The following is a 21,240-nucleotide window of genomic DNA, read 5'->3' as shown; positions in this document are numbered from 1 at the left end:
CCCGATCGTTGATCCGAGTGAAGGACACGAACGGACGGTGGGAGACACGTGGGACTCTTCGGTGCCATCGGGCGCGAGACCAAGGGCGCGGTCCGCTCGCTCGGCTACGACTTGCGCCGCTCGAAGCGGTTCCGGCGGATCGGGGTGATCGCGGTGGCGACCGTCGCCGGCGGGGTCATCGCGACAGGAGCGCTCGTGCGCGGCGGCGCGGGTGTGCCGGGCATCGCCGACGGCGACGACGCGGACATCATCGAGGGCTGGTTCGGGCTCGGCTCGGACACGACGGGCCAGGACGCCGAAGCGGCCGACACGGCCGCGGAGGAGGAGGCGCCCCGGGGCGGCGACGCCGCCGACCCGAGCGCGGAGGAGTCGACCGCGGGAGCGGCGACCCAGGGCCGCGGGAGCGGCGGCGGCACGGGCGGCCGCTCCCCCGACCTGGTGCCCATCGGCGGCGACGACGGCACCCGCGGCCCCACCGAGGAGGAGAGCTCCCCGACCCAGGAGCCGACGACGGAGGAGCCCACCGAGGAGCCGACGGAGACGACGCCCACGGAGGAGCCCACCAGCGGCGAGCCGACCCAGGAGCCGACGAGCGAGGCGCCGACGACCGACCCGGGCTCGTCCGAGTCGGTGACCATGAGCCACACGCCGAGCGAGGAGCCGTCGAGCGAGTCGGCGAGCGCGCCCGCGCAGGCCGAGAAGGGCTCGGTCGCCCCGATCCCCCGCAAGGGCCCGGTCGGCGGCTGACCGCTGGTTCTACGCGGCCACCGCTCCTTTCGTCCGGGCCGGTCCGGCGCTGATCGGGCCGGGCAGGTCCTGGCCGCGGTCTTCGCCCCGGCCCGTCCGGCACTGATCCGGCCGAGCAGGGCCGGCCGCTCCTACTTCTTCGCCGCCACAGCGCCTTTGGCCTGGTCGAGCTCGGCCCGGATCGCGGTGATGTTGCGCTTGACGGCGGCCACGTCGGGGCTGTCGCCGTCGCGGTCGCCGCGGCGCTGGTCGCGGGCGACGAGCGTCGCCAGGCTCACCAGCTCGTGCTGGAGCTGGCGCAGCAGCTGCGAGGCGTCCTTGCCCCAGCGCTTCTGGGCCCGCTTGCGGGCCTTGCGCCGCGAGTGCAGCGACCGCATCTCGGTGAGGTCCTCGGTCGTGATCACCGCTTCATCCTCATCGGACATGGTGGTGACGAACCAGCGCCACTCGGCGCGGGCCGCGAAGTGGTACAGCACGAAGAACAGGCCGAGGATGATCAGGCCCTTGCCGTAGGTTAGCGGGATCGCGAGCCCCGCGGGGAACGAGGACGGCATCGGCAGGTTCCACAGGCCGTGCATCGCCAGCGCGAGCGCGAACAGGCCGACCATGACGCCGAGGCGGGTGCTGAACGAGCGCCGCGTCTGGGTCACGAAGAACGCGATGCCGAGCCCGGCCGCGCCGGTGTACAGCGGGTGCGAGAACGGGGCGGCGACGAGCACGCGCGTGAACGTAACGGTGAGCGCCCCGGCCATGTCGGAGTTGGGGTTCAGGGCCGCGAAGTTCACCGCGTACGTGAGGTTCTCGACGACCTGGAAGCCGAGGCCGACGAGCGCGCCGTAGATGAGGCCGTCGATGGAGCGGTCGAAGTGCTCGCGCACGATGAGCACGAGCATGACCACGCCGAGGGCCTTGAGCCACTCCTCGTTGATCGGGCCGACGATCGCGGGCCCCCAGGTGCGGGCCCATTTGGCGTCGGCGAGTTCGGCGAGGACGACGAGCGCGGCGTTGTTGGCGAGCATCGCGAGCGCGACGGCGACGATGCCGCCCCAGGCCATCGCGGCCGCGCGCACGGTCGGCGGTTCGCGTTCGAACAGGTCCAGGCGGGAGAGGATCTGGAGGAACACGATCGCGAGGACGGCGTTGACGGCGATGGAGGCCCACAGGGCGGTCGCGATGTCGCCGTAGTCGGGCGAGAAGATCCGGCCGAGTTCGAGCAGGCCGTAGACGAGGCAGGCGACGAACAGCCAGTAGGCGGGTCGCCTGATGCGGATGAACGCGCCCTGGGACTCGACGACGACGCGTTCGGTGCGGACGGTCACTTGCCCTCCAGCTCGAAGGTGGCGACGTACGGCTCGGGGTCGACGTCGGCGGCGGCGGGGTCGGAGCCGGGGGCGATGAGGACGAGGATCGCGGCGGCGCCCTTGTCGTTGCCCACCACGGTGATCGACCCGGCGGAGTCGATGCCGATGATGTCGGCGCGGTACCCGGCGAGCCCGGCGGCCGCGTCGGTGTAGGCGCGGATGTTGTTGTAGATGTAGCCGTTCTGGGCGATGACGGGCTGGACGCGGCGGTCGAGGAGCCGTTCGAGGCTGTCGACGCCGGAGTCGACCTCGACGGAGGCGGTGAGGTGGTCGCGCACGAAGTTCTGGCGCTGGTCGGCGAAGTGGACGCCGGGGCTGGTCCAGCCCGAGCCGGGCAGCTCGTATTCGAGGCTGGCCCCGGCGACGGGGTAGGACTGGAGGAACAGGGTGTCGCCTTCGCCGATGTTCTGCACGGAGTCCCCAAGGGCCCGTTCGAGTCCGATCCACACGGCGACGGGCAGGACGACGGCGACGGCGGCCACCACGGCCTGCCACATGCGGCCGCGCTCCAGCCCCAGCCGGTTCAGCCGGATCGTGACCTCAGCCAATGCGTCCCCTCCCCGAGCCATTGACACACGTGGAATCAAAGGTACGGGAAGGGGACCATGGTTTGTCCGGTTTTCACGCGGACGCGGAGTCCGCTGTCGGGTAGCTGACTGTGCCGCGGGAACGCGCGCGTCGCCCCTGGTCAGTCGAGCTTGGTGATCCAGTTGTGGGTGTCCTCGGTGCGCCCGTACTGGAGGTCCAGGAGCGTCTGGCGCAGCTGCATCGTGAACTTCCCGGCCTCGCCGCCGCCGATGGTGAACGAGCCCTTGCGTCCCTTGACGGTGCCCACGGGCGTGATGACGGCGGCGGTGCCGCACGCGAACGCCTCGGTGAGCAGGCCCGACTCGGCGTCGTCCCGCCAGCGGTCGATCGAGTACTTCGTCTCGCGGACCTCCCACCCGGCTTCGGTGGCGAGCGTGAGGATCGCGTCGCGGGTGATCCCGGCGAGGATGGTGCCGAGCTCGGGGGTGTAGAGCACCCGCTCGTTCTCGTACGCGAAGAACAGGTTCATGCCGCCGAGTTCGTCGACGTACTTGTACTCCACGGCGTCCAGGAAGATGACCTGGTCGCAGCCGTGCTCGATCGCCTCGGACTGGGGCAGGAGGCTCGCGGCGTAGTTCCCGCCGGCCTTCGCCGCGCCGGTGCCGCCCGGTCCGGCCCGGTTGTACTCCTCGGACACCCACAGCGTCAGGGGCTTGGGGCCGCCCTTGAAGTACGCGGCGGCCGGGGAGGCGATGAGGAGGTACAGGTACTCCTTCGCGGGCCGCACGCCGAGGAACGACTCGGAGGCGATCATGTACGGGCGCAGGTAGAGGGTGGCCTCGTCCTGGCTCGGGACCCAGTCGCCGTCCGCGGCGAGCAGCTCGCGGATCGACGCGAGGAACCACTCCTCGGGGAGGTGCGGCATCGCCATGCGGTCCGCGGAGATGTTGAGGCGCCGCGCGTTCGCCTCGGCGCGGAACAGGCCCAGGGACCCGTCCTCGTGGCGGTAGGCCTTGAGGCCCTCGAAGATCTCCTGGGCGTAATGCAGGACCGCGGCCGCCGGGGAGAGCGTGAGCGGCCCGAACGGCTTCAGGGTCGCGCTGTGCCAGCCGCGGCCCTCGGTCCAGGTCATGGTGAACATGTGGTCGGTGAACACGGTCCCGAAGACGGGGTTGGCGAGGATCGCCTCGCGCTCGGCGTCCGGGGTCGGGTTCGGGTGCGGCTCGCGCCTGAGGTCGGGAAGACCGTCGGTGGTCATGATCTGTCCTTCGGATTCACAAGGTCGGGTGTGTGCTTGTCGTTACTGGTCCTGATGCTTAACTTACCGCTCGTTCAGGTGGTCGGGCGGCAGCCTGTCATCTGGGGCCTGACACGGGAAAACGCCCGGCGAGGCGTTCTGGTCGAACGCGGGCCCGCCGGGCGCTGAAGCTGTTGCTTGGGTCTAGCTGAGCTGTCCGGCGACGTCGGCGGCTACTCGGTCGCCTACCTCGCCGGTGCGGATCTGGGTCCCGCTGTCGCGGGACGCGAGCTCGCGCTCCACCGCGGCGTTGACGGCCGCGGCGGCGTCGGCGCGGCCGAGGTGCTCCAGCAGGAGCGCGGTGGAGGAGATCGCGGCGACCGGGTCGGCGATCCCCTGCCCGGCGATGTCCGGGGCCGAGCCGTGCACGGGCTCGAACGTCGACGGGTGCGTGTGGTCGGGGTTGATCGAGCCGGTCGCGGCCAGGCCGATGCCCCCCGTGACGGCGGCGGCGATGTCGGTGAGGATGTCGCCGAACAGGTTGTCGGTCACGATCACGTCGAAGGTGTGCGGCCGGTTCACCAGGAACATCGCCGCGGCGTCCACGTGCTGGTACTCGGTGGTCACGTCCTGGTACTCGGCGGCCACGTCGTCGAACGCGCGCTTCCACAGGCCGCCCGCGTGGACCAGCACGTTCGTCTTGTGGACGAGCGTCAGGTGGCCGCGGCGGCGGCGGGCGCGCTCGAACGCGTCGCGGACGACCCGCTCCGTGCCGTACCGCGTGTTCAGGGACTCCTCGGTGGCGATCTCCGCGGGCGAGCCGGTGTGGAGGTTCCCTCCGGCGCCGGTGTACAGGCCCTCGGTGCCCTCGCGGACGACCACGAAGTCGATGTCGCCGGGCTTGACGTCGGCCAGCGGCGAGGACGCGCCCGGGTACAGGCGGCTCGGCCGCAGGTTCACGTACTGGTCGAACTCGAAGCGGAGCTTCAGCAGCAGGCCGCGTTCGAGGACCCCCGGCGGGACGGTCGGGTCGCCGATGGCGCCCAGGAGGATCGCGTCGTGCTCGTCCAGTTCGGACAGCACGCTGTCGGGGAGGATCTCGCCGGTCCGGTTGTACAGGCGCGCACCGAGGTCGTACTCGGTGTACTCGTAGCCCGGGAGGGCCACGGCGAGCACCTTCTGCGCCTCGGCGGTGACCTCTTGCCCGATGCCGTCGCCGGCGATGACCGCGATCCTGCTCATGGTGCCTCTCTGGTTTCCGTTTCCTCGACGCCGCGCACTCGGACCCGTCCGGCATCGCGGCCGGGAACGGGGAATGCGGGGCGGGTGCGTTCACCATAACGCACCCGTCCCGCATTCCGACGAACGGCTCTCAGCAGATGGAACGGCTGAGACGCAGGGGATTCAGTGAATCCCTCAGTCCTGGAGGGTCACGGCCTTCGCGCCGGTCGCGCCCACGGAGTCCTTCACGCGGCCCAGCACCTCGCTCGGCACCGGCGCGTCGAGCGCCATCGCCATGACCGCCTCGCCCCCGGCCGCCTTGCGCGCCACCTGCATCGCGGCGATGTTGATGTTCAGGTCGCCGATCGCGCCGCCGATGAGGCCGACCACGCCGGGCCGGTCCGTGTAGCGCAGGAACAGCAGCGACCCGTCCAGGTCGATGTCCAGCTCGAACCCGTCGATGTCCGTCAGCCGCGGGCCGCCGTGCGGCCCGGGGCTGATCGTCCCCGAGACGGTGAGGCCGCGGCCGTCGACCATCGCGCCGCGCAGGGTGACCAGCGTCTGGTACTCCGGCGACTCCTGCGACGTGTACAGGCCGACCTCGACCCCGCGCTGCTCGGCCACCAGCGGCGCGTTCACGTACGTCACCGAGTCGGCCACGTCCACGAACAGCCCCTTCGAGGCCGCCAGCTGGAGCACCGTCACATCGTGCGCGACGACCTCCCCGCGGACCTCCACCGTCACCGACTGCACGGCCGAGCCGGCCAGCGAGTTGAACGTCCGGCCCAGGCGCTCCGCGAGCGACAGCAGCGGGCGCACCTCCTCGTGGACCACACCCCCGGCCTGCACGTTCGCCGCGTCCGGTACGAACTCGCCCGACAAGGCGAGCTTCACGCTCTTGGCGACGGCCAGGCCCGCGTTGTCCTGGGCCTCGCGCGTGGAGGCGCCCAGGTGCGGCGCGGCCACGACGTTGTCCAGCGCGAACAGCGGCGAGTCGGTGCACGGCTCCTTCACGAACACGTCGAGCCCGGCGGCGGCCACGCGGCCGTCCTGAAGCGCCGCGGCGAGCGCGTCCTCGTCGATCAGCCCGCCGCGCGCGGCGTTGACGATCCGCACGCCCGGCTTGACCTTGTTGAGCGCGTCCTCGCCGATGATCCCCACGGTCTCGGGGGTCTTCGGGAGGTGGATGGTGATGAAGTCGGCGAGCGACAGCAGCGTGTCGAGGTCGACCAGGCGCACCCCGAGCTTCGCGGCGAGCGCGGGCTGGGCGTACGGGTCGTACGCGACGACGTCCATGTCGAACGCCTGCATGCGGGTGGTGACCAGCTGCCCGATCTTGCCGAAGCCGATCACGCCGAGGGTCTTGCCCTGGATCTCGACACCGGTGAACTTCTTGCGGTCCCAGCGGCCGGCGCGCAGCGACGCGTCGGCGCGCGCGATGTGGCGGGCGCTGGCGAGCAGCAGCGTGATGGCCTGCTCGGCCGCGGACACGATGTTCGACGTGGGCGCGTTCACGACCATGACGCCGCGCTCGGTGGCGGCGGGCAGGTCGACGTTGTCGAGGCCCACGCCCGCGCGGGCGACGACCTTGAGCTTCGGCGCGTGTTCGAGCGCGGCGGCGTCGATGGTGGTCGCGGACCGGACGATCACGGCGTCGGCCTCGACCAGCGCGGCGTGGAGGGAGTCCACGTTCGTCCCGTCGATCTCCCGGACGTCGAAGTCCCCGGAGAGCACCTCGATCGCAGCGGGCGCGAGCGGGTCGGCTATGACCACGACAGGTTTCGGTTCGGTCATGGATACCTCGCAAAGGTAAGGAGCAACGGAGGACCGGGCGCGGCGCTGCGTCGTCAGCGGCAATGGTATGTCGATCGCGTTAACGGCTCCTTACCGACCTGCCGCATTCCGGATGATGGAACACCTCGACCCTGCCGCTTCCCCGTCCCGCCCTCCGGCCTACACCGCCGCCACACCCGATGTCGCACCCCCGAGCAACACTCGAAAGCGGGGGCGCCACCGAACCCGAGCATCCCTCAATCCGCAACCGCCCCCGGTTTCGATGGTGCCCGCAGGCACCGACATCCTGTTCGAAGCCGCTGTCGCACCCCCGCGGGATGCTTGCAAGCGGGGGCGCCAGCGAACGCGAGTCGCCCTCACTCGAAGTGGGCGTCCTCGTCCAGGAGCTCCGCGGCGTCGCTCTCGGCCTCTGCAAGGACCTGCTTCACCACAGGGATCGCGATGCCGGAGCCGTAGCCCTTGCGGGCGAGCATGCCCACGAGCTTGCGCAGCACGGCGTCGTCGCTCTGGCCCGCCAAGGACCGGTAGCGGCGGCGGGCGAGTTCCAGGGCCGCTTCGCGTTCGTCCTCGTCGCTGACCTGCTCGACGGCGGCGTCGATGAAGTCCGGGTCGACGCCCTTGCGGCGCAGCTCGCCGACCAGCGACCGCTTCGAGAGGCCGCGGGAGCGGTGGCGGGACTCGACCCAGGCGCGGGCGAAGACGGCGTCGTCGATGAGGCCGACCTCCGAGTACCGCTCCAGGATCTCGGAGACGATGTGCTCCTCGAACCCCTTGCGGCGCATGGAGTCGCCGAGTTCGGTACGCGTCCGGGGACGGCCCGACAGCAGTTGGAGACAGTACTGCCGGGCCTCTTCCGGGTCGTTCGGCTTAGAAGTCGACCGGGGCTTCTTCAATCTCGTCCTCGATCGACGCCGGGGCGTCGGCGGCGGCCGCGTCGACGCCGAGCTTCTCCTTGATGCGCTTCTCGATCTCCAGCGCGAGGTCCGGGTTCTCCTTGAGGTTCGCCCGGGCCTTCTCCTTGCCCTGGCCGAGCTGGTCGCCCTCGTACGTGTACCAGGCGCCCGACTTCTTGACGATGCCGTGCTCAACGCCCATGTCGATCAGCGAGCCCTCCTTGGACACGCCGATGCCGTAGAGGATGTCGAACTCGGCCTGCCGGAACGGCGAGCCGACCTTGTTCTTGACGACCTTGACGCGGGTGCGGTTGCCGACGGCCTCGCCGCCGTCCTTCAGCGTCTCGATGCGGCGGATGTCGAGGCGCACCGAAGCGTAGAACTTGAGCGCCTTACCGCCGGCGGTGGTCTCGGGCGAGCCGAACATGACGCCGATCTTCTCGCGGAGCTGGTTGATGAAGATCATCGTGGTGCCCGTGGTGTTCAGGCCGCCGGTGATCTTCCGCAGCGCCTGGCTCATGAGCCGGGCCTGGAGGCCCACGTGCGAGTCGCCCATCTCGCCCTCGATCTCGGCGCGCGGCACGAGCGCGGCCACCGAGTCGATGACGATGAGGTCGACGGCGCCGGAGCGGACCAGCATGTCGGCGATCTCCAGGGCCTGCTCGCCGGTGTCGGGCTGCGAGACCAGCAGGTCGTCGACGTTCACACCCAGCTTCTCGGCATAGATCGGGTCGAGCGCGTGCTCGGCGTCGATCATCGCGGCCACGCCGCCCTCGGCCTGCACGTTCGCCATCGCGTGGAGCGCGATCGTGGTCTTACCGCTGGACTCCGGGCCGTAGATCTCGATGATGCGGCCCTGCGGCAGGCCGCCGACCCCGAGGGCCACGTCGAGCGCGATGGATCCGGTCGAGATGGTCTTGACGTTCTGCTTGGGCTTCTCCCCCAGTCGCATGACCGAGCCCTTGCCGAACTGCTTGTCGATCTGGGCCAGCGCGAGATCGAGCGCCTTGGCCTTGTCCTGAGCGGAGTTCATCCCGCCTCCCTTGGATCCTGTCTGCTTAGCCATGTCGAATACGGTAGCCGCACCCTCCGACAAGGTAGGACAACGGCTTGTTCGAACACGGCGCAACTCGCAACACGAGGGATCCGCCGATCAGCGCACGAGCCGCGCCGGGATCCGCTCGGGCCAGGCCCGGCACACCGCCATCCACACCGCTTTCGCGTTCTCGCCTTCGGCGAGCGCCTGGTCGATGGTGCGGCCGCCGAGCTGCCCGATGGTGGCGTCGGAGGCCACCGACCTGGCGTAGGCCGGGCCGAAGGTCTCGTCCATCCGCTCCCAGAAGTCGCTGAGTTTCACGCGCCGCTCCCCCGTCGTCCGCACCTGTCCATGGGGACAACGGTAGGCGACTCGTTGGCCCGGGGCCAATCCCAGGTGGCAAGATTGCCGGGTGCCTCGCGTCAGCCAAGAACACCTCGACTCGCGCCGCCAGCAGATCCTGGACGGCGCCCGCTCGTGCTTCGCCAAGTTCGGGTACGAGGGCGCGACGGTGCGGCGGCTCGAAGAGGCCACGGGGCTCTCGCGCGGGGCGATCTTCCACCACTTCAGGGACAAGGACGCGCTGTTCCTGGCGGTCGCGTCGGTCGACGCGGCCGAGATGGCGGCGACGGTGGCCGAGCGCGGCCTGGTCGGCGTCATGCAGGACCTGACCGCGGGGGCCGACAAGCCGGAGATCTCCGGGTGGCTGGGGACGCAGCTGGAGGTCGCGCGGCGCCTGCGCACCGACCCCGAGTTCGCCGAGGCCTGGGGCCGCCGCCGCGAGGCCATCGCCGAGGCGAGCCGCGAGCGCCTGGAGCACCAGCGCGAGGTCGGCGTCCTGCGCACCGACGTCGACATCGAGGTCCTCGCGGGCTTCCTCCAGCTCATGTACGACGGCCTCGTCCGCTACCTCGCGACCGGCCGCGACGACCTGGAGATCACCCGAATCCTCCAACTGGTCGAAGAAGCGGTCCGCCGCCACTGAGGACTGGATCCGAACCGGGCTCGTCTACGATTCCGGCGTGAACCCCTCCGCATCACTCCGGCCCCTTCCTGCACGGACGGCCTCGAAGTTCGCCTGCGCGATGACCCTCCTGCTGCTGTGGGGGTTCGCGCCGTGGACGCTGCTGTCGGCGGCACTGCTGGGCGCCCTCGTCATCCCGTTGGCGCAGTCGATCGGGGCGCCGACGCCCGGCGTCCTCTTCGGCGCCGTCATCGTTGCGGTGGTCGCACTGCTCCCGCCCGTCGCGGCGTTCCGCGACGTCTCCGCGCCGCTGCAGGGCGAGCCAGTGGACCGGGAACGGGCCCCGGAGCTGTGGGCACTGGTCGAGGAGGTCGCCGCCGCCGTCGGCGGGACGGTCCCCGACGAGATCCTCGTCGACAACGACTCCGGTCTCTACTCGCAGCGAGTCTCGCGCCGTGGGATGCGGCGGGCCACGCTCCTCCTCGGCATCGGCGTGTTCATGCCCCGGACGGTCGGCCTGTTCCGGGCGATGCTGGCGGTCCACATGAGCGGCTCGGCGACGTCGCTCCGGTCGATCGAGGGCCGGGTCTGGGATGGGCACCTCTACCTTCAGACGCTGTTCGCGAAATACCCCATCAATCCGCTGAACCTGCTGCTGTGGCCGTACGCCAAGATCTGTTTCGCGGCGACATCGCGGATCACGGGCGCCAGAGTGCTCGCGGGCGACCAGGCGGCGGCCGCGTACGCGGGCGGCCCGAACACGTGGTCGACGATCGCCGAGATCCAGGTGCTCGACCGCATGTGGGACCGGTTCTGCAAGGCGCACTTGGACCCCGCAGTAGAACAGGGTCTGCTGCCGTTCGACATCGCGGGCGGGTTCTCCCGCTTCCTCGACGCGCTGCCGGAGGAGCGGGCGGCGCTGCGCGCCGAGCCGCTGTCGGACAAGACCGGTTGGAGTGCGACGCATCCGTCGCTCGCGCGCAGGGTCGCCGCGCTCGTCGGCGTGCCGGACAAGACCCGGCCGGGCGACGAGGCGCCGGCGCTGAGCCTGTTCACCGATTACCGCCCTGTCGCGGCGATGGTCGACGTCATGTGGAAGTCGCCCGGCACGGTCCGCGCCTCTTGGGAGGAGGTCGCCGACCGGGTGGAGCGCAATCGACACGAGGAGCGGGCGGCTCGCTCCTACCAGGTGATCGGCGGGCTGCTGGGCCCGTCGCGGGCGAGTTTGGCAGGGCTGCTGGCGGACATCGACTCCGGCCGCCGCGACGCGCTGTTCCTGGAGCTGGACCGGCGCGGGTTCCCGGCGGGCGGGCTCGCCTCGATGGTCGCCGTGGCGGCGTTCAGGTCGCAGGAGATGCGCGCGGAGATCCGCTGGGGCGAGGGGACCGGGCTCGTCGGCGCCGACGGGAAACCGTTCGCCCCCAAGGAGCTCATCGCGCCGCTGTTCGCGGCCGAGCCGGACGCGGACGCGTTCCGGAAGGCGCTCGCGGACCGCGGCGTGGACCTCCACCGGGCGGTCGCCGAGGGCTGAGCACATGCGGCCGAAGACGACAGGATACTCCTGTCGGCCTTGCCTGTGAGCAGGTCTTTACCGCGCAAATCACGTTAGATATCTGAAGGTGGGTCATATTTACACAGACCCCTACTCGTTGGTATGCTCGCGGGTTAGTTGAACAGTCAACTAAGCCTGTCCTTGTATGGGGCAGCATTCGCAATGGGAGGCAATGTGATCGCAAGACTCCAACCGATCGGGCTGCTCATCGGGCGCGTGGCGCTCGGGGTCGTGTTCATCGCGCACGGGTGGCAGAAGTGGAGCACCAACGGGATCGACGCGACCGCGCAAGGCTTCGAGGGCATGGGAATCCCGGCACCCACGCTGTCCGCCTACTTCGCGGCCACGACCGAGCTCGTCGGCGGTTTCCTGCTCATCGCGGGGGCGCTGCTGCCGCTGGTGGGGCTCGCGCTCGCCGCGGTCATGCTGGGCGCGATGTACTTCGTGCACCTCGACGGCGGGTTCTTCTCGATGAACGGCGGCTACGAGTACGTGCTGACGCTGGCCGTGTTCGCCATCGCCATCGGGTTCTCCGGCGGCGGGCTGCTCGCGCTTGACAGCTTGTGGCTCAACAGGAAGAAGGACGAGGAGGCGGCCGAGCCGGCCGCCGCCGCGGCCTAAGTGGAGACGTCCGGGCGGGCCCCACCGCCCGCCCGGGCTAGCACTCGGCCAGGCCGCCGAGGGAGTTGACGTCGGCCGGGTCGATGATGAGCCAGACGAACGGGATGTAGCCGAACTCGTTCTCCCCCAGGACGACCCGGACCATGACGTCCGAGGCGTCCTTGCCTTCGTGGTAGTCCCAGTAGCCTTCTTCGCCTTCGTTGCCGCGGGGCGTGATCAGGTCCGCGGTCTCGTAGCAGACGAGTTCGAACACCGTGCCCACCGCCGCGTAGCCGATCGCGGTCGGGTCGGAGGCGGAGCCGCGGATGCCCGGCTCGCCGCCCTGGCCGGCGCAGTACAAGCGGGTCTGCGGGCAGTTCCAGTAGACCTCGCCGGTGATCACCTCGGGCGCGGCGGAGGTCGTCGTCTCCTCCGGTTCAGGCGTGTTCGTGGCGAGAGGTGAGGCGGGGTCCTCTGTTTCGACGGTCTCGGATTCCTCAGTCCCGGTTGGGTCCTCTTCCGCCGCTTGGCCGTCGAGGCTTCCCAGCCACCATGCGCCGCCGCCGACCAGCGACGCCGCGAGCACCGTCGCGATGGCGAGGAGCGCCACGGGGAGGCCGCGGCGCCGCGGCGGAGGCGGGGGTTGGACGACCGGCTGCACCACGGTGACCGGGGCTGTCGGCGGCGGGACCGCGGCGGGGGTGAGCGGGAGCGCCGGAGGCGGGACGGCCGCGGGGGTCACGGGTTGGTCCGCGACGGCCACGGCCCCTTCGCCGACCACGAGTTCGGGCTGCTCGATCATCGTCGGCGCGATGCCGAGCTCCTGGTGGATCATCGTGGCGGCCAAGGGCATCCGGCTCGCGCCGCCGACCATGAAGACGCCCGCGACCTGGTCGGGCGAGAGCCGCGCCTCGCGGATCACCGCCTTCGTGATCGCCACGGTCTGCGCCAGGAGCGGCCGGGCGAGGAGGTCGAGTTCGGCGCGGGTCAGGAGTTCTTCGGCGGCGAAGCCCGGGACGAGGACCTCGGTGGTCGAGCGGCGCGACAGCCGCTCCTTCGCTTCGCGCACTTCGTCGTAGAGCTGGAACCGGGCCCGCAGCACCTCGCCGCCCGCGTCGGGGTCGAGCAGGGCCCGCCAGGCCGACGAGCGCTCCTCGGTCCCCGCGAAGCGCCCGCCGAGGTAGTCGACGAGCGCCTGGTCCAGGTAGTGGCCGCCGACGCGGTCCGAGCCGTCGACGGCGAGGACCTCGAAGCCGCCCGGTCCGAAGGCGACCGCGCTCGCGTCGAACGTGCCCGCGCCGAGGTCGTAGACGACGAGGGCCCGGCCGGGCTCGATCCGGTGCCCGAGGACCTCCGCGAAGTAGCGGGCCGCCGCGACGGGTTCGGGCAGGAGCAGCGGGGCGGGCAGGCCGGCCGCGAGGGCGGCGTCGGTGACGATGTGGCGGCGGTTCGGGCCCCAGGCGGCGGGGACGGTGACCGTGACCGACCGGGGCGGCCCGGCGATCGCGGTGCACTCGGCGAGGACGCGGCGCAGGACGGCGCGCACGGCGTCGCCGATCGGGACCTCCCTGTCCCCCAAGAGGAGCGAGGGCGCGTCGAGGCGGAGCTTCGGATTGCGTTCGTAGCGGTGCGGGTGGCGGCGGGCCTCCCTCGCCGCGTCCCTGCCGACCAGTAGTGATCCATCGTGGTCGATATATATTCCTGACGGCAGGAGCGGATGGCCGTCGAAGAGGATCTGGTGCCGCCGCCCGTCGCCGCGCAGGACCGCGGCCACGGTGTTGTGGGTGCCGAAGTCGATGCCGAGGGCGGCGGCCGAGCGCGAGGCGGCGTCCATTCAGGACCTTTCAGGGGTGCGGGGCTGCGGTCCCGCAAGGGTACTTCGGGCGCGCCGCGCCCGGTTCCCCCAGGAGAAGACGACCGAGGCCGACGGGGGAATCCCCGTCGGCCTCAGTTCACGTGCTCAGTGCCTACCAGCGGTCGCGGCGGTCGCGGTCGCCGTAGCCGCGGCGCTCGCCGCGGTCCCGGTCGCCGTAGCCGCCCCGGCCGCGGTCGTCGCCGCCGCGGAAGCCGCCCTCGCGGTTGCCGCGGTAGCCGCCGTTGTCGCGGCCGCCCTGGTAGCCGCCGCCGCGGTTGCCGTAGCCGCCGCCTTCGCGGTTGCCCTGGTAGCCGCCGCGGCCGCCCTCGCGGTCGCCGTAGCCGCCGCGGTTGCGGTCGCCGTAGCCGCCGCGGTTGTCGCGGTCGCCGTAACCCCCGCGGCCGCCTTCACGGCGCTCGCCGTAGCCGCCGCGGCCGCCCTCGCGGTCGCCGCGGTACCCACCGCGGCCGCCGCCCTCGCGGTTGCCCCGGTAGCCGCCCCGGCCGCCGCCCTCGCGGTTGCCGCGGTAGCCGCCGCGGTCCTCGCGGTCGCGGCGCGGGCCGCGGTCGTCGCGGCGCTTGGACGGGCCTTCGAGGATCTCGCGCTCGGCCTGCTCGCGCAGGCGGGCCGCCTCGGCGCGCAGGCCCTCGGCGTCCTCCTTCAGGCGCTCGATCTGGCGTTCGAGGCGCTTGACCTCGTCGTCGTTGCGGGTCGCCTGGTGCTCGGAGGACACCGCGCGCAGGTCGGTGAAGTTCCGGGCGCCCATGAGCGCGGTCAGCTCGGCGTCGAAGTTGTCGTTGACGTAGTGGCGCGTGGCGTCCACCCCGGCGCGCTCGATGAGGCTGAACATCGACCGGTTCTGGTGCGGCAGCACCAGGGTCGCCACGTGGCCGGACTGCCCGGCGCGCGCGGTGCGGCCGGCGCGGTGCAGGTAGTCCTTGTGGGTCTTCGGCGGGTCGACGTGGAGGACCATGTCGACGCCGTCCACGTGGATGCCGCGGGCCGCGACGTCGGTGCACACGAGCGCGTCGAGGCGCCCGTTCTTGAAGCGCTCCAGGACCTTCGAGCGGTCGGCCTGGGTCATGCCGCCGTGGAGGCCCTCGGCGTTGACGCCCGCCTCGCGCAGCTCCTCGGCGATGCGGTCCACCGCGAGCTGGGTCCGCACGAACACCATCGTCAGGCCCGGGCGGGCGGCGACGGCGGCCGTCATGGTGGCCTTGTCGCGCGGCCCGATGAGCAGCAGGTGGTGGCTCATCGTGGTGACCGAGCCGGCCGGCGGGTCGACCGAGTGGACGACCGGGTCGGACAGGTACTTGCGGACGAGGACGTCGATCTCCTCCTCCAGCGTGGCGGAGAAGAGCATCCGCTGGCCGCCGGTGGGGAGCTGGTCGAACAGCTCCTCGACCTCGGGCAGGAAGCCCATGTCGGCCATCTGGTCGGCCTCGTCGAGGATCGCGAGCTCGACGTCTTCGAGCGAGCACTCGCCGCGGCGGATCAGGTCGCGGAGGCGCCCCGGGGTGGCGACGAGCATATCGACCCCGGCGCGGAGCGCGTCGATCTGGCGGGAGAACGCGGTGCCGCCGCAGACGACCTTCATCTCGATGCCCACGGCGTCGCCGAAGGTCTGGAGCGACTCGGCGACCTGGATCGCCAACTCGCGGGTCGGGGTCAGGATGATCGCGCGCGGCCGCTTGGCCTTGGTGCGCCCGCCCGCGGCGAGGCGCGACAGGGTCGGCAGGCCGAAGGCCAGGGTCTTGCCCGAGCCGGTCTGGCCGCGGCCGAGGATGTCGCGGCCGCTGATCGCGTCCGGGATCGTGGCGGCCTGGATCGGGAAGGGCGTGATGATGCCCTGCTCGGCCAGCGCGGCCGTGATCTTCTCGGGGAGGCCGAGCTCCTCGAAGGTCGGGCCCTCGGGGGCCTGGACCTCGTCGGTCTCGACGGTGAACTCCTCCGTGAGCGCCGCGTCGGCTGCGGGAGCCTCGGTCACCGCGGCCTCCGACGGGGAGGATTCGAGGGTTTCAGTGGTTTCGGGGGCAATGTCGGATTCACTGATGGCAGCATCCGGCACGGTTTGGTCAAGAGTCATGGTTCGCCTTCCGCGAGAACGACTTCGTAAGTGACGCACGTTCCGCGGAATATCGGTTTCACCATGAGCCGACGGTGATGGGGCGGGACGCGCCTGATCGGGCCTCTGCAATGAAGAACTAGGGCCAGCTAAGAACAATAGCCGACCGTGAGAAGCGGTCGCCACTCTCACGGTCGGCTTGTGCCTGGAGACACCCTTTCGGGGGTCGGGCTAGGCGTCGAGCTTGCGCTGGAACTCCGCGCCGCCGTCGAGGATCTCGTAGCCGAGGGCGACGTTGATGCCGATCATCGGGGCGTTGACGTCGGCGTTGTCGGTCCAGATGTGGCGGACCTGCGGGAAGTTCTCGCGCACGAGGCGGAGGTTGAGGATCTTCAGGAGCGTGCCGAGGCGGTGGCCGCGGTGCGCGGGGTTGACGATGGTGATGCCCTGGAACGCGTCCGGGTACTCCGGGTCGCTGTAGGCGAACACGGCGGTGTTGGCGACGGCCTCGCCGGTGGCCTTGTCGATCGCGATGGTCTGGACGGCGTTGACGCCCATGGCCTCGTTGCGGTCGGCGCGGGCGTTCTTGAGCTCGGCGTCGATGGTCTCCGGTCCGAGCTCCAGGTCGCCCAGCGGGACCTCTTCGAGGATCGTGGAGTCGATGCGGGCCATGGTGTCGACGAGGTGCTCGGGCGTGCGGCCGATCCAGGAGACGATCTCGTAGGCGTCGCCCGCGGCGGCCTGGGCCTGCTCCAGGAGGGCCTGCTCGGCCTCGGGTTCGAGGGCGTCGACGGCGCAGCGGCGGTTGATCCAGGTGAGGGCCTGCTCGAAGCCGTGCTTCTCGGCGAAGAGCTGCCCGGCCTTGGACCGCTCGACGCCGTCTTCCCAGGTGAGGCGGGTGTCGATGGTGAGGGTGGTGCGGCCGCGGCGCTTCGCGTCTTCGATGAAGTGGTTCAGCAGGTCCGAGCCGATGCCCTGGCGGCGGTGGTCGGGATGGACGTGGATGCTGGCCCATCCGAAGTGGAGGTTCTCGCGCCTCGGGTAGCCGGCCTCGGCCAGGCCGACGGCTTCTCCGTCGCGGACGGCCACGAAGGTCGGGCCGTGCTCGGCGGGGTCGGGGTGGACCAGGCCCAGCGAGAAGTTCCCCCAGTGGGGTGCGGGGGCCTCGGGTGCGTCTGCGGCGTGCGCGGCGCGCAGCACCTCGAACGCGCTTGCGACGAGGTCGTCGTCGGCGGGGTCGAGTTCGACGATCTGGATGTTGCTCATCTGCACAGTCTGACCAGGGGGTATGACACTCGGCAACCGAATTACGGAATCGTCCTGTCAGGCCTGGAGCTTGCGCTGGTAGATGCTGAGGGCGTCGACGGCCTCGTAGCCGAGGAGGTCGTTGATGGCGACCATGTGGTCGTTGACGTCGGCGTTCTCGGTCCAGACCTCGGCGACGCGCGGGAAGTGCTCGCGGAGCTGGCGGAGGTTCGCGAGCTTGAGGAGCATGCCGAGGCGGTGGCCGCGGTGGTCGGGGTCGACGATGGTGATGCCCTGCGCGGCGTGGACGGCTTCGGGGTCGGTGTACGCGTGGATGTCGGTGTAGGCGGCGACCTCGCCGGTGGCGCGGTGGACGGCGGCGGCCCTGACGGGGACCTGGTGGATCGCGGCGTACCTGGCCTCCTTGGCGCGGGCCCGTTCGACGTCGACGCGTTCTGGCTCCATCTGGATGTCGCCGGAGGGGACCTCGGTGCGGGTCATGGCGTCGAGGCGGCAGTAAGACTCGATGAGGTCGTCGGGGGCGGGCCCGGTCCAGGTGCGGACCTCGTAGTCGGCCGCGGCGGCGACCGCCTGGTCCCACAGCCGCCGTTCGGTCTCGGCGTCGAGGGCGTCGGTGCGGCTGCGGCGGTGGACGTTGACGAGGGCGAGCGCGAAGCCGTTGCGCTCCAGGAAGTTCGCGCCGGTGTCGGGGCGGCGCGGGCCGTCGCCCCAGGTGGTGAGGGTCCCTGCGACGAGGTCGGTGCGGCCGCGCTCGGAGGCGTAGGCCGCGAAGTGGTCGAGGAGGGCGGTGCCGATGCCGCGGCGGCGGTGGTCGGGGTGGACCATGAGCTCGGCCATAGCGAGGTGGGGGTTGTCGCCGACCAGGAGGGCGATGCCGAGGTACCCGGCGAACGCGCCGCCGTCGTCGGCGGCGAAGTACGCGACCTCCATGCCGGGCCGCTCCTGCCGGAGCTCGGCGCGGAACGACCGCTCGACCGGGCGGCGGTTCTCGGGCGCGTCGACGGCGAGGACGGTGTTGATGAGGGCGAGGATGTCGCCCGCCGTGCGGTCGTCGGCCGGGTCCACAGGGGTGATCTGCATGACCCGAGTATGGCCCGGACCGTCCATGACCGGGGTCCGCCGCAGGCGCCCGTGGATGCGTGAACCCAAGGGCGCCTGAGCGGTTCAGCCCTTGAGCTGGTATTCGGCGTTGGCGTCGACGGTCGTGTAGCCCATGAGTTCGTTGATGGCGATCATGGGCGCGTTGACGTCGGCGTTGTCGGTCCAGATCCACTGCGTGGTCGGCGAGTGCTCGCGCACGAGGCGCAGGTTCGCGAGCTTGAGGAGCAGGCCGAGGCGGTGGCCGCGGTGGTCGGGGTCGACGATCGTGATGCCCTGCATGCCGTTGACGGTGTCGCCGTCGTCGAGGGCGATCTCGGTCCAGGCGCGGACCTCGCCGGTGGCGCGCTCGACGGCCACGGACATGACCCAGAGGCGGCCCTCGGCCTCGTTGACGGCCTCCTTGGCGCGGAACTTCTCGGGCGTGATCTGCTCGACCTCGAAGTCGAGCTCGCCGAGGGGGATCTCGTTGACGATCATGGTGTCCATGCGGCACATGGTGTCCAGGAGGTCGTCGGGGACGGGGCCGATCCACTGGCGGATCTCGTAGGCGTCCCCGGCCTTCGCGAGGGCTTCGGCGTGGCGGCGCTCCTCCTCTTCGGCGCCGAGCGGGTCGATCGGGCTGCGGCGGTTGACGGTGGTGAGCGCGAGCGTGTAGCCGCGCGATTCGAGGAGCGCGGCGCGGGCGCCGTCGCGGGCGGGCCCGCCCTCCCAGTGGACGGGCGCGGAGGACACGATCGTGGTGCGGCCGTGCGCGCGGGAGAACGCCTCGACGTGCGCGAACAGGTCGGCCTCGACGGTCCCTTCGCGGTGGTCGGGGTGGACGTGGACCTCGATGCGGCTGAGGTCGAGGTTCTCCTCGGTGAAGAAGTTGACGCGCGCGACGGCGACGGCCTCGCCGTCGTCGCCGACGGAGGCGAACCAGTGGCGGGCGCGGCCGGGCATGAGGTGGGTGAACAGGGTCCGGAAGAACCGCTCGGTGTACGTGGGGTTCTCGGGTGCGTCGGCGCGGTTCGCCGCGGTGAGGATGGCGAAGGACCGGTCGATCAGATCGGTGTCGTCCGCGTTGAACTCGATGATTTTCACCGACACAGTGTGCAGTGCGGACGCGGCGGCATCAATCGGTTTCCGGATCGGCCGTTCGGGTGATGATGGTCAGCCGTTCGTAGGATGCGCTGCGGCGTGCCGATTCCCGTCTTGCTTGGTATCCACCCATACCCACTCCATGAACGGAACGAATGTGAGCGAACCTTCTGCCCCGCCGGGGGCGCCGCCGACGCGGCAGGGCGAGTTCGAGGACTTCGTGCGGGCCAGGTCGCGGTCGCTGTGCGCGTCGGCCTACCTCCTGACGGGCGACCGCGGCCTCGCCGAAGACCTCGTGCAGGACGCCCTCGCCCGCACCTGGCGGGCGTGGAAGCGCCTACACCGCACCGCGAACGCCGAGGCGTACACCCGGCGCACCATGTACCACCTGCACGTCAGCCGGTGGCGGCGCACGAAGGTCGCGGAGATCGCCGTCGACGCCGTGCCCGAGCGGGCCGCGCAGGAGCCCGACACGGCGCTGCGCCTCGCCGTCCACGCGGCCCTGCTGTCGCTGCCGCCGAACCAGCGGGCCGCGATCGTCCTGCGCTACTTCGAGGACCGGACCGAGGCCGCCGCCGCGGCCGTCCTCGACTGCCCGGTGACCACGCTGCGGGCCCGCGTCCAGCGCGGCCTGCGCAACCTCAGGAACCGCTTCCCCCACCTCGTGCTCGGGGACGCGGATCTCCAACTCGCCCAATGGGAGCGCGAGTTCAACAGCCAGATGGGAGAGCGCAATGCCTGAGTCGATCCGCTCGCTGCTCCACGACATCGGGGACGACCACGCCGAGCCGGAACGCGACCTCGCGGCCGGCGCCTACAGGAAGGCGCGAAGCATGACCCGCAAGCGCATCGCGGCGGGCGCCGCCACCGTCGCCGCCGCCCTCGCCATCGCCGGGACCGGCACCGCCGCCTGGCTCGGCGACGAGCACGACCCGGGCCCCGGCCCGGCCGAGCAGTCGACGACCGAGAGCCCGGAGGAGGTCACGACCTCCGAGGGCGAGCCCGACGAGGGTTCGAACTGCACTGTGAGCGTGAAGGACTGGGACGACCTGGACTTCACCTTCCCGGCTCGCGGCGACTCCGGCACGGCCGGTCCGCTGACCGCGCTGCCCGACGGGATGCTGTTCCGCGGCTACGACGCGGAAGCCGGCGAAGCCACCTACCTGGTCTCGGACGGCGGGGCGACCGTGCTCGACGCGGGCGACTACCTGTACGAGCCGGCGCCCGACGGCGACCGGTCCGTCTGGATCGACCGCGCCAGCACCTGCGGCGGGGTCTACGCGGAACTGGGCGACTCGGACCTGGAGGCGCTGCCGGTGTTCTCGATGGACACCGTGGCCTGCCCGATCACCTGGTCGCCCGATTCCAACCGGGTGATCTTCACCGAGACGGGCCCAGAGGAGGGCGCGACGACGGGGTTCCACTCGTACGTACTCGACGTGAGCACCGGCGAGCTGACCGACCTTCCGGAGGAGCTGTACTGCACCGCGAAGTGGCTCCCGGACGGCGAGCACCTGTGGGACGACCAGGGCACCGTGATGCGCTACGACGGCACCGAGCCGGTGGACGTGCCGGAACTCGGCGAGGGCGACAACGCGATGTACTACATCGCCTCGGGCATGTCGGCCGACATGGGCGAGGCGTGCGTCCACCAGACCGAGGGCGACAGCCACGGGTGGCGCTGCGACAAGTACTTCGACATGGAGACCGGCGAGGAGATCGACCTGCCGGTCGTCGGCGGGTTCACCCAGGGAGAGACGCGCCAGGTCGAGTTCCTGGAGGACGGGTCGATGCTGATCCTCAACCAGACGCCGACCGCGGCCACCGTGTACCTGGTCGGCCCAGGCGGCGAACTCGTCGACGAGATGGCCCTGCCGCAGGGTCTCCTCACCGTCGACCACGAGATCGAGCTGCTGTCCTGGTACACCGGCTGACCCCGG

The 21,240-nt window shown here is 71.1% G+C and carries 19 protein-coding genes and 1 pseudogene; 6 read left to right on the top strand and 14 right to left on the bottom strand.

Annotated features, from left to right (window positions below):
• The first annotated feature begins 48 nt into the window (after window positions 1-48).
• Window positions 49-747 (top strand): hypothetical protein, encoded by a 699-nt coding sequence (locus B0I28_RS14265; protein ID WP_106364513.1) that lies wholly within the window; start codon window positions 49-51, stop codon window positions 745-747.
• A 131-nt stretch (window positions 748-878) separates the two neighbouring features.
• Here B0I28_RS14265 and B0I28_RS14260 read toward each other — a convergent pair whose 3' ends face one another.
• The 9 genes and pseudogenes from B0I28_RS14260 to B0I28_RS14225 form a co-directional block, all read right to left on the bottom strand.
• Entirely contained in the window at window positions 879-2,066 is a 1,188-nt protein-coding gene (locus tag B0I28_RS14260; RefSeq protein ID WP_106364512.1) for a PrsW family intramembrane metalloprotease, read from the bottom strand.
• Window positions 2,063-2,656, bottom strand: coding sequence for a hypothetical protein (locus B0I28_RS14255; RefSeq protein WP_106364511.1), 594 nt, complete (start codon window positions 2,654-2,656; stop codon window positions 2,063-2,065). The genes B0I28_RS14260 and B0I28_RS14255 overlap by 4 nt, the downstream gene beginning before the upstream one ends.
• A gap of 140 nt (window positions 2,657-2,796) precedes the next feature.
• A complete protein-coding gene (locus B0I28_RS14250; RefSeq protein ID WP_106364510.1) occupies window positions 2,797-3,894 on the bottom strand; it encodes a branched-chain amino acid aminotransferase in 1,098 nt (365 codons plus the stop codon).
• Window positions 3,895-4,077: 183 nt separating this feature from the next.
• Window positions 4,078-5,115: a 3-isopropylmalate dehydrogenase gene (locus tag B0I28_RS14245; RefSeq protein ID WP_106364509.1), complete on the bottom strand. Its 1,038-nt coding sequence runs from the start codon at window positions 5,113-5,115 to the stop codon at window positions 4,078-4,080.
• A 174-nt stretch (window positions 5,116-5,289) separates the two neighbouring features.
• On the bottom strand, window positions 5,290-6,888 hold the full coding sequence (serA, locus tag B0I28_RS14240; protein WP_106364508.1) for a phosphoglycerate dehydrogenase: 1,599 nt from the start codon (window positions 6,886-6,888) through the stop codon (window positions 5,290-5,292).
• 356 nt (window positions 6,889-7,244) lie between these two features.
• Window positions 7,245-7,670 carry a regulatory protein RecX gene (locus tag B0I28_RS14235; protein ID WP_106364507.1) on the bottom strand — a complete coding sequence of 142 codons (426 nt, stop codon included), beginning with the start codon at window positions 7,668-7,670 and terminating at the stop codon, window positions 7,245-7,247.
• A 3-nt stretch (window positions 7,671-7,673) separates the two neighbouring features.
• Window positions 7,674-7,781: pseudogene (locus tag B0I28_RS28625) on the bottom strand (hypothetical protein); the annotation flags it as partial.
• The gene (recA, locus tag B0I28_RS14230) at window positions 7,756-8,814 is read right to left on the bottom strand and encodes a recombinase RecA (RefSeq protein WP_106364506.1); all 1,059 of its coding nucleotides are present in this window, start codon (window positions 8,812-8,814) and stop codon (window positions 7,756-7,758) included. The gene recA and the pseudogene B0I28_RS28625, both read right to left, overlap by 26 nt.
• 120 nt (window positions 8,815-8,934) lie before the next feature.
• A complete protein-coding gene (locus tag B0I28_RS14225; RefSeq protein ID WP_106364778.1) occupies window positions 8,935-9,138 on the bottom strand; it encodes a DUF3046 domain-containing protein in 204 nt (67 codons plus the stop codon).
• A 91-nt stretch (window positions 9,139-9,229) separates the two neighbouring features.
• Between B0I28_RS14225 and B0I28_RS14220 the strand changes: the two genes are divergently transcribed.
• The 3 genes from B0I28_RS14220 to B0I28_RS14210 all read left to right on the top strand — a co-directional run bounded on the left by B0I28_RS14220 (window position 9,230) and on the right by B0I28_RS14210 (window position 11,954).
• Complete coding sequence (locus tag B0I28_RS14220) at window positions 9,230-9,802, top strand: TetR/AcrR family transcriptional regulator (RefSeq protein WP_106364505.1); 573 nt, start codon at window positions 9,230-9,232, stop codon at window positions 9,800-9,802.
• Between the two features lie 37 nt (window positions 9,803-9,839).
• Window positions 9,840-11,312: a M48 family metalloprotease gene (locus B0I28_RS14215; RefSeq protein WP_146148100.1), complete on the top strand. Its 1,473-nt coding sequence runs from the start codon at window positions 9,840-9,842 to the stop codon at window positions 11,310-11,312.
• A gap of 195 nt (window positions 11,313-11,507) precedes the next feature.
• On the top strand, window positions 11,508-11,954 hold the full coding sequence (locus tag B0I28_RS14210; RefSeq protein WP_219926764.1) for a DoxX family protein: 447 nt from the start codon (window positions 11,508-11,510) through the stop codon (window positions 11,952-11,954).
• 37 nt (window positions 11,955-11,991) lie between these two features.
• Here the strand turns inward: B0I28_RS14210 and B0I28_RS14205 are convergent, their stop codons facing one another.
• The 5 genes from B0I28_RS14205 to B0I28_RS14185 all read right to left on the bottom strand — a co-directional run bounded on the left by B0I28_RS14205 (window position 11,992) and on the right by B0I28_RS14185 (window position 19,303).
• Window positions 11,992-13,767, bottom strand: a complete 1,776-nt coding sequence (locus tag B0I28_RS14205) for an Hsp70 family protein (protein WP_106364502.1) — start codon at window positions 13,765-13,767, stop codon at window positions 11,992-11,994.
• 133 nt (window positions 13,768-13,900) lie between these two features.
• Window positions 13,901-15,775 (bottom strand): DEAD/DEAH box helicase, encoded by a 1,875-nt coding sequence (locus tag B0I28_RS14200; protein WP_245888976.1) that lies wholly within the window; start codon window positions 15,773-15,775, stop codon window positions 13,901-13,903.
• Between the two features lie 309 nt (window positions 15,776-16,084).
• Entirely contained in the window at window positions 16,085-17,119 is a 1,035-nt protein-coding gene (locus tag B0I28_RS14195; protein WP_106364500.1) for a GNAT family N-acetyltransferase, read from the bottom strand.
• A 57-nt stretch (window positions 17,120-17,176) separates the two neighbouring features.
• On the bottom strand, window positions 17,177-18,199 hold the full coding sequence (locus B0I28_RS14190; RefSeq protein WP_181245787.1) for a GNAT family N-acetyltransferase: 1,023 nt from the start codon (window positions 18,197-18,199) through the stop codon (window positions 17,177-17,179).
• A gap of 84 nt (window positions 18,200-18,283) precedes the next feature.
• On the bottom strand, window positions 18,284-19,303 hold the full coding sequence (locus B0I28_RS14185; RefSeq protein ID WP_146148098.1) for a GNAT family N-acetyltransferase: 1,020 nt from the start codon (window positions 19,301-19,303) through the stop codon (window positions 18,284-18,286).
• Between the two features lie 154 nt (window positions 19,304-19,457).
• Here B0I28_RS14185 and B0I28_RS14180 point away from each other — a divergent pair, with 154 nt between their 5' ends.
• Together B0I28_RS14180 and B0I28_RS27280 are read left to right on the top strand one after the other, a co-directional pair.
• Window positions 19,458-20,042, top strand: coding sequence for a SigE family RNA polymerase sigma factor (locus B0I28_RS14180; RefSeq protein WP_245888975.1), 585 nt, complete (start codon window positions 19,458-19,460; stop codon window positions 20,040-20,042).
• Window positions 20,035-21,234 carry a hypothetical protein gene (locus B0I28_RS27280; protein ID WP_181245786.1) on the top strand — a complete coding sequence of 400 codons (1,200 nt, stop codon included), beginning with the start codon at window positions 20,035-20,037 and terminating at the stop codon, window positions 21,232-21,234. The genes B0I28_RS14180 and B0I28_RS27280 overlap by 8 nt, the downstream gene beginning before the upstream one ends.
• Window positions 21,235-21,240: the final 6 nt, after the last annotated feature.

Origin of the sequence: Glycomyces artemisiae, from assembly GCF_003002955.1 — a bacterium.
GTDB classification, from domain to species: domain Bacteria; phylum Actinomycetota; class Actinomycetes; order Mycobacteriales; family Micromonosporaceae; genus Glycomyces; species Glycomyces artemisiae.
The sequence above is the reverse complement of the archived record's forward strand: the minus strand, read 5'-3'. Positions and strand labels throughout refer to the sequence as shown.

Coding starts and splice junctions, on each gene's coding strand:
- B0I28_RS14250 (WP_106364510.1), bottom strand. CDS start 3,894: ATGACCACCGACGGTCTTCCCGACCTCAGGCGCGAGCCGCACCCGAAC.
- B0I28_RS14245 (WP_106364509.1), bottom strand. CDS start 5,115: ATGAGCAGGATCGCGGTCATCGCCGGCGACGGCATCGGGCAAGAGGTC.
- serA (WP_106364508.1), bottom strand. CDS start 6,888: ATGACCGAACCGAAACCTGTCGTGGTCATAGCCGACCCGCTCGCGCCC.
- B0I28_RS14235 (WP_106364507.1), bottom strand. CDS start 7,670: ATGCGCCGCAAGGGGTTCGAGGAGCACATCGTCTCCGAGATCCTGGAG.
- recA (WP_106364506.1), bottom strand. CDS start 8,814: ATGAACTCCGCTCAGGACAAGGCCAAGGCGCTCGATCTCGCGCTGGCC.
- B0I28_RS14205 (WP_106364502.1), bottom strand. CDS start 13,767: ATGGACGCCGCCTCGCGCTCGGCCGCCGCCCTCGGCATCGACTTCGGC.
- B0I28_RS14195 (WP_106364500.1), bottom strand. CDS start 17,119: ATGAGCAACATCCAGATCGTCGAACTCGACCCCGCCGACGACGACCTC.
- B0I28_RS14190 (WP_181245787.1), bottom strand. CDS start 18,199: ATGCAGATCACCCCTGTGGACCCGGCCGACGACCGCACGGCGGGCGAC.
- B0I28_RS27280 (WP_181245786.1), top strand. CDS start 20,035: ATGCCTGAGTCGATCCGCTCGCTGCTCCACGACATCGGGGACGACCAC.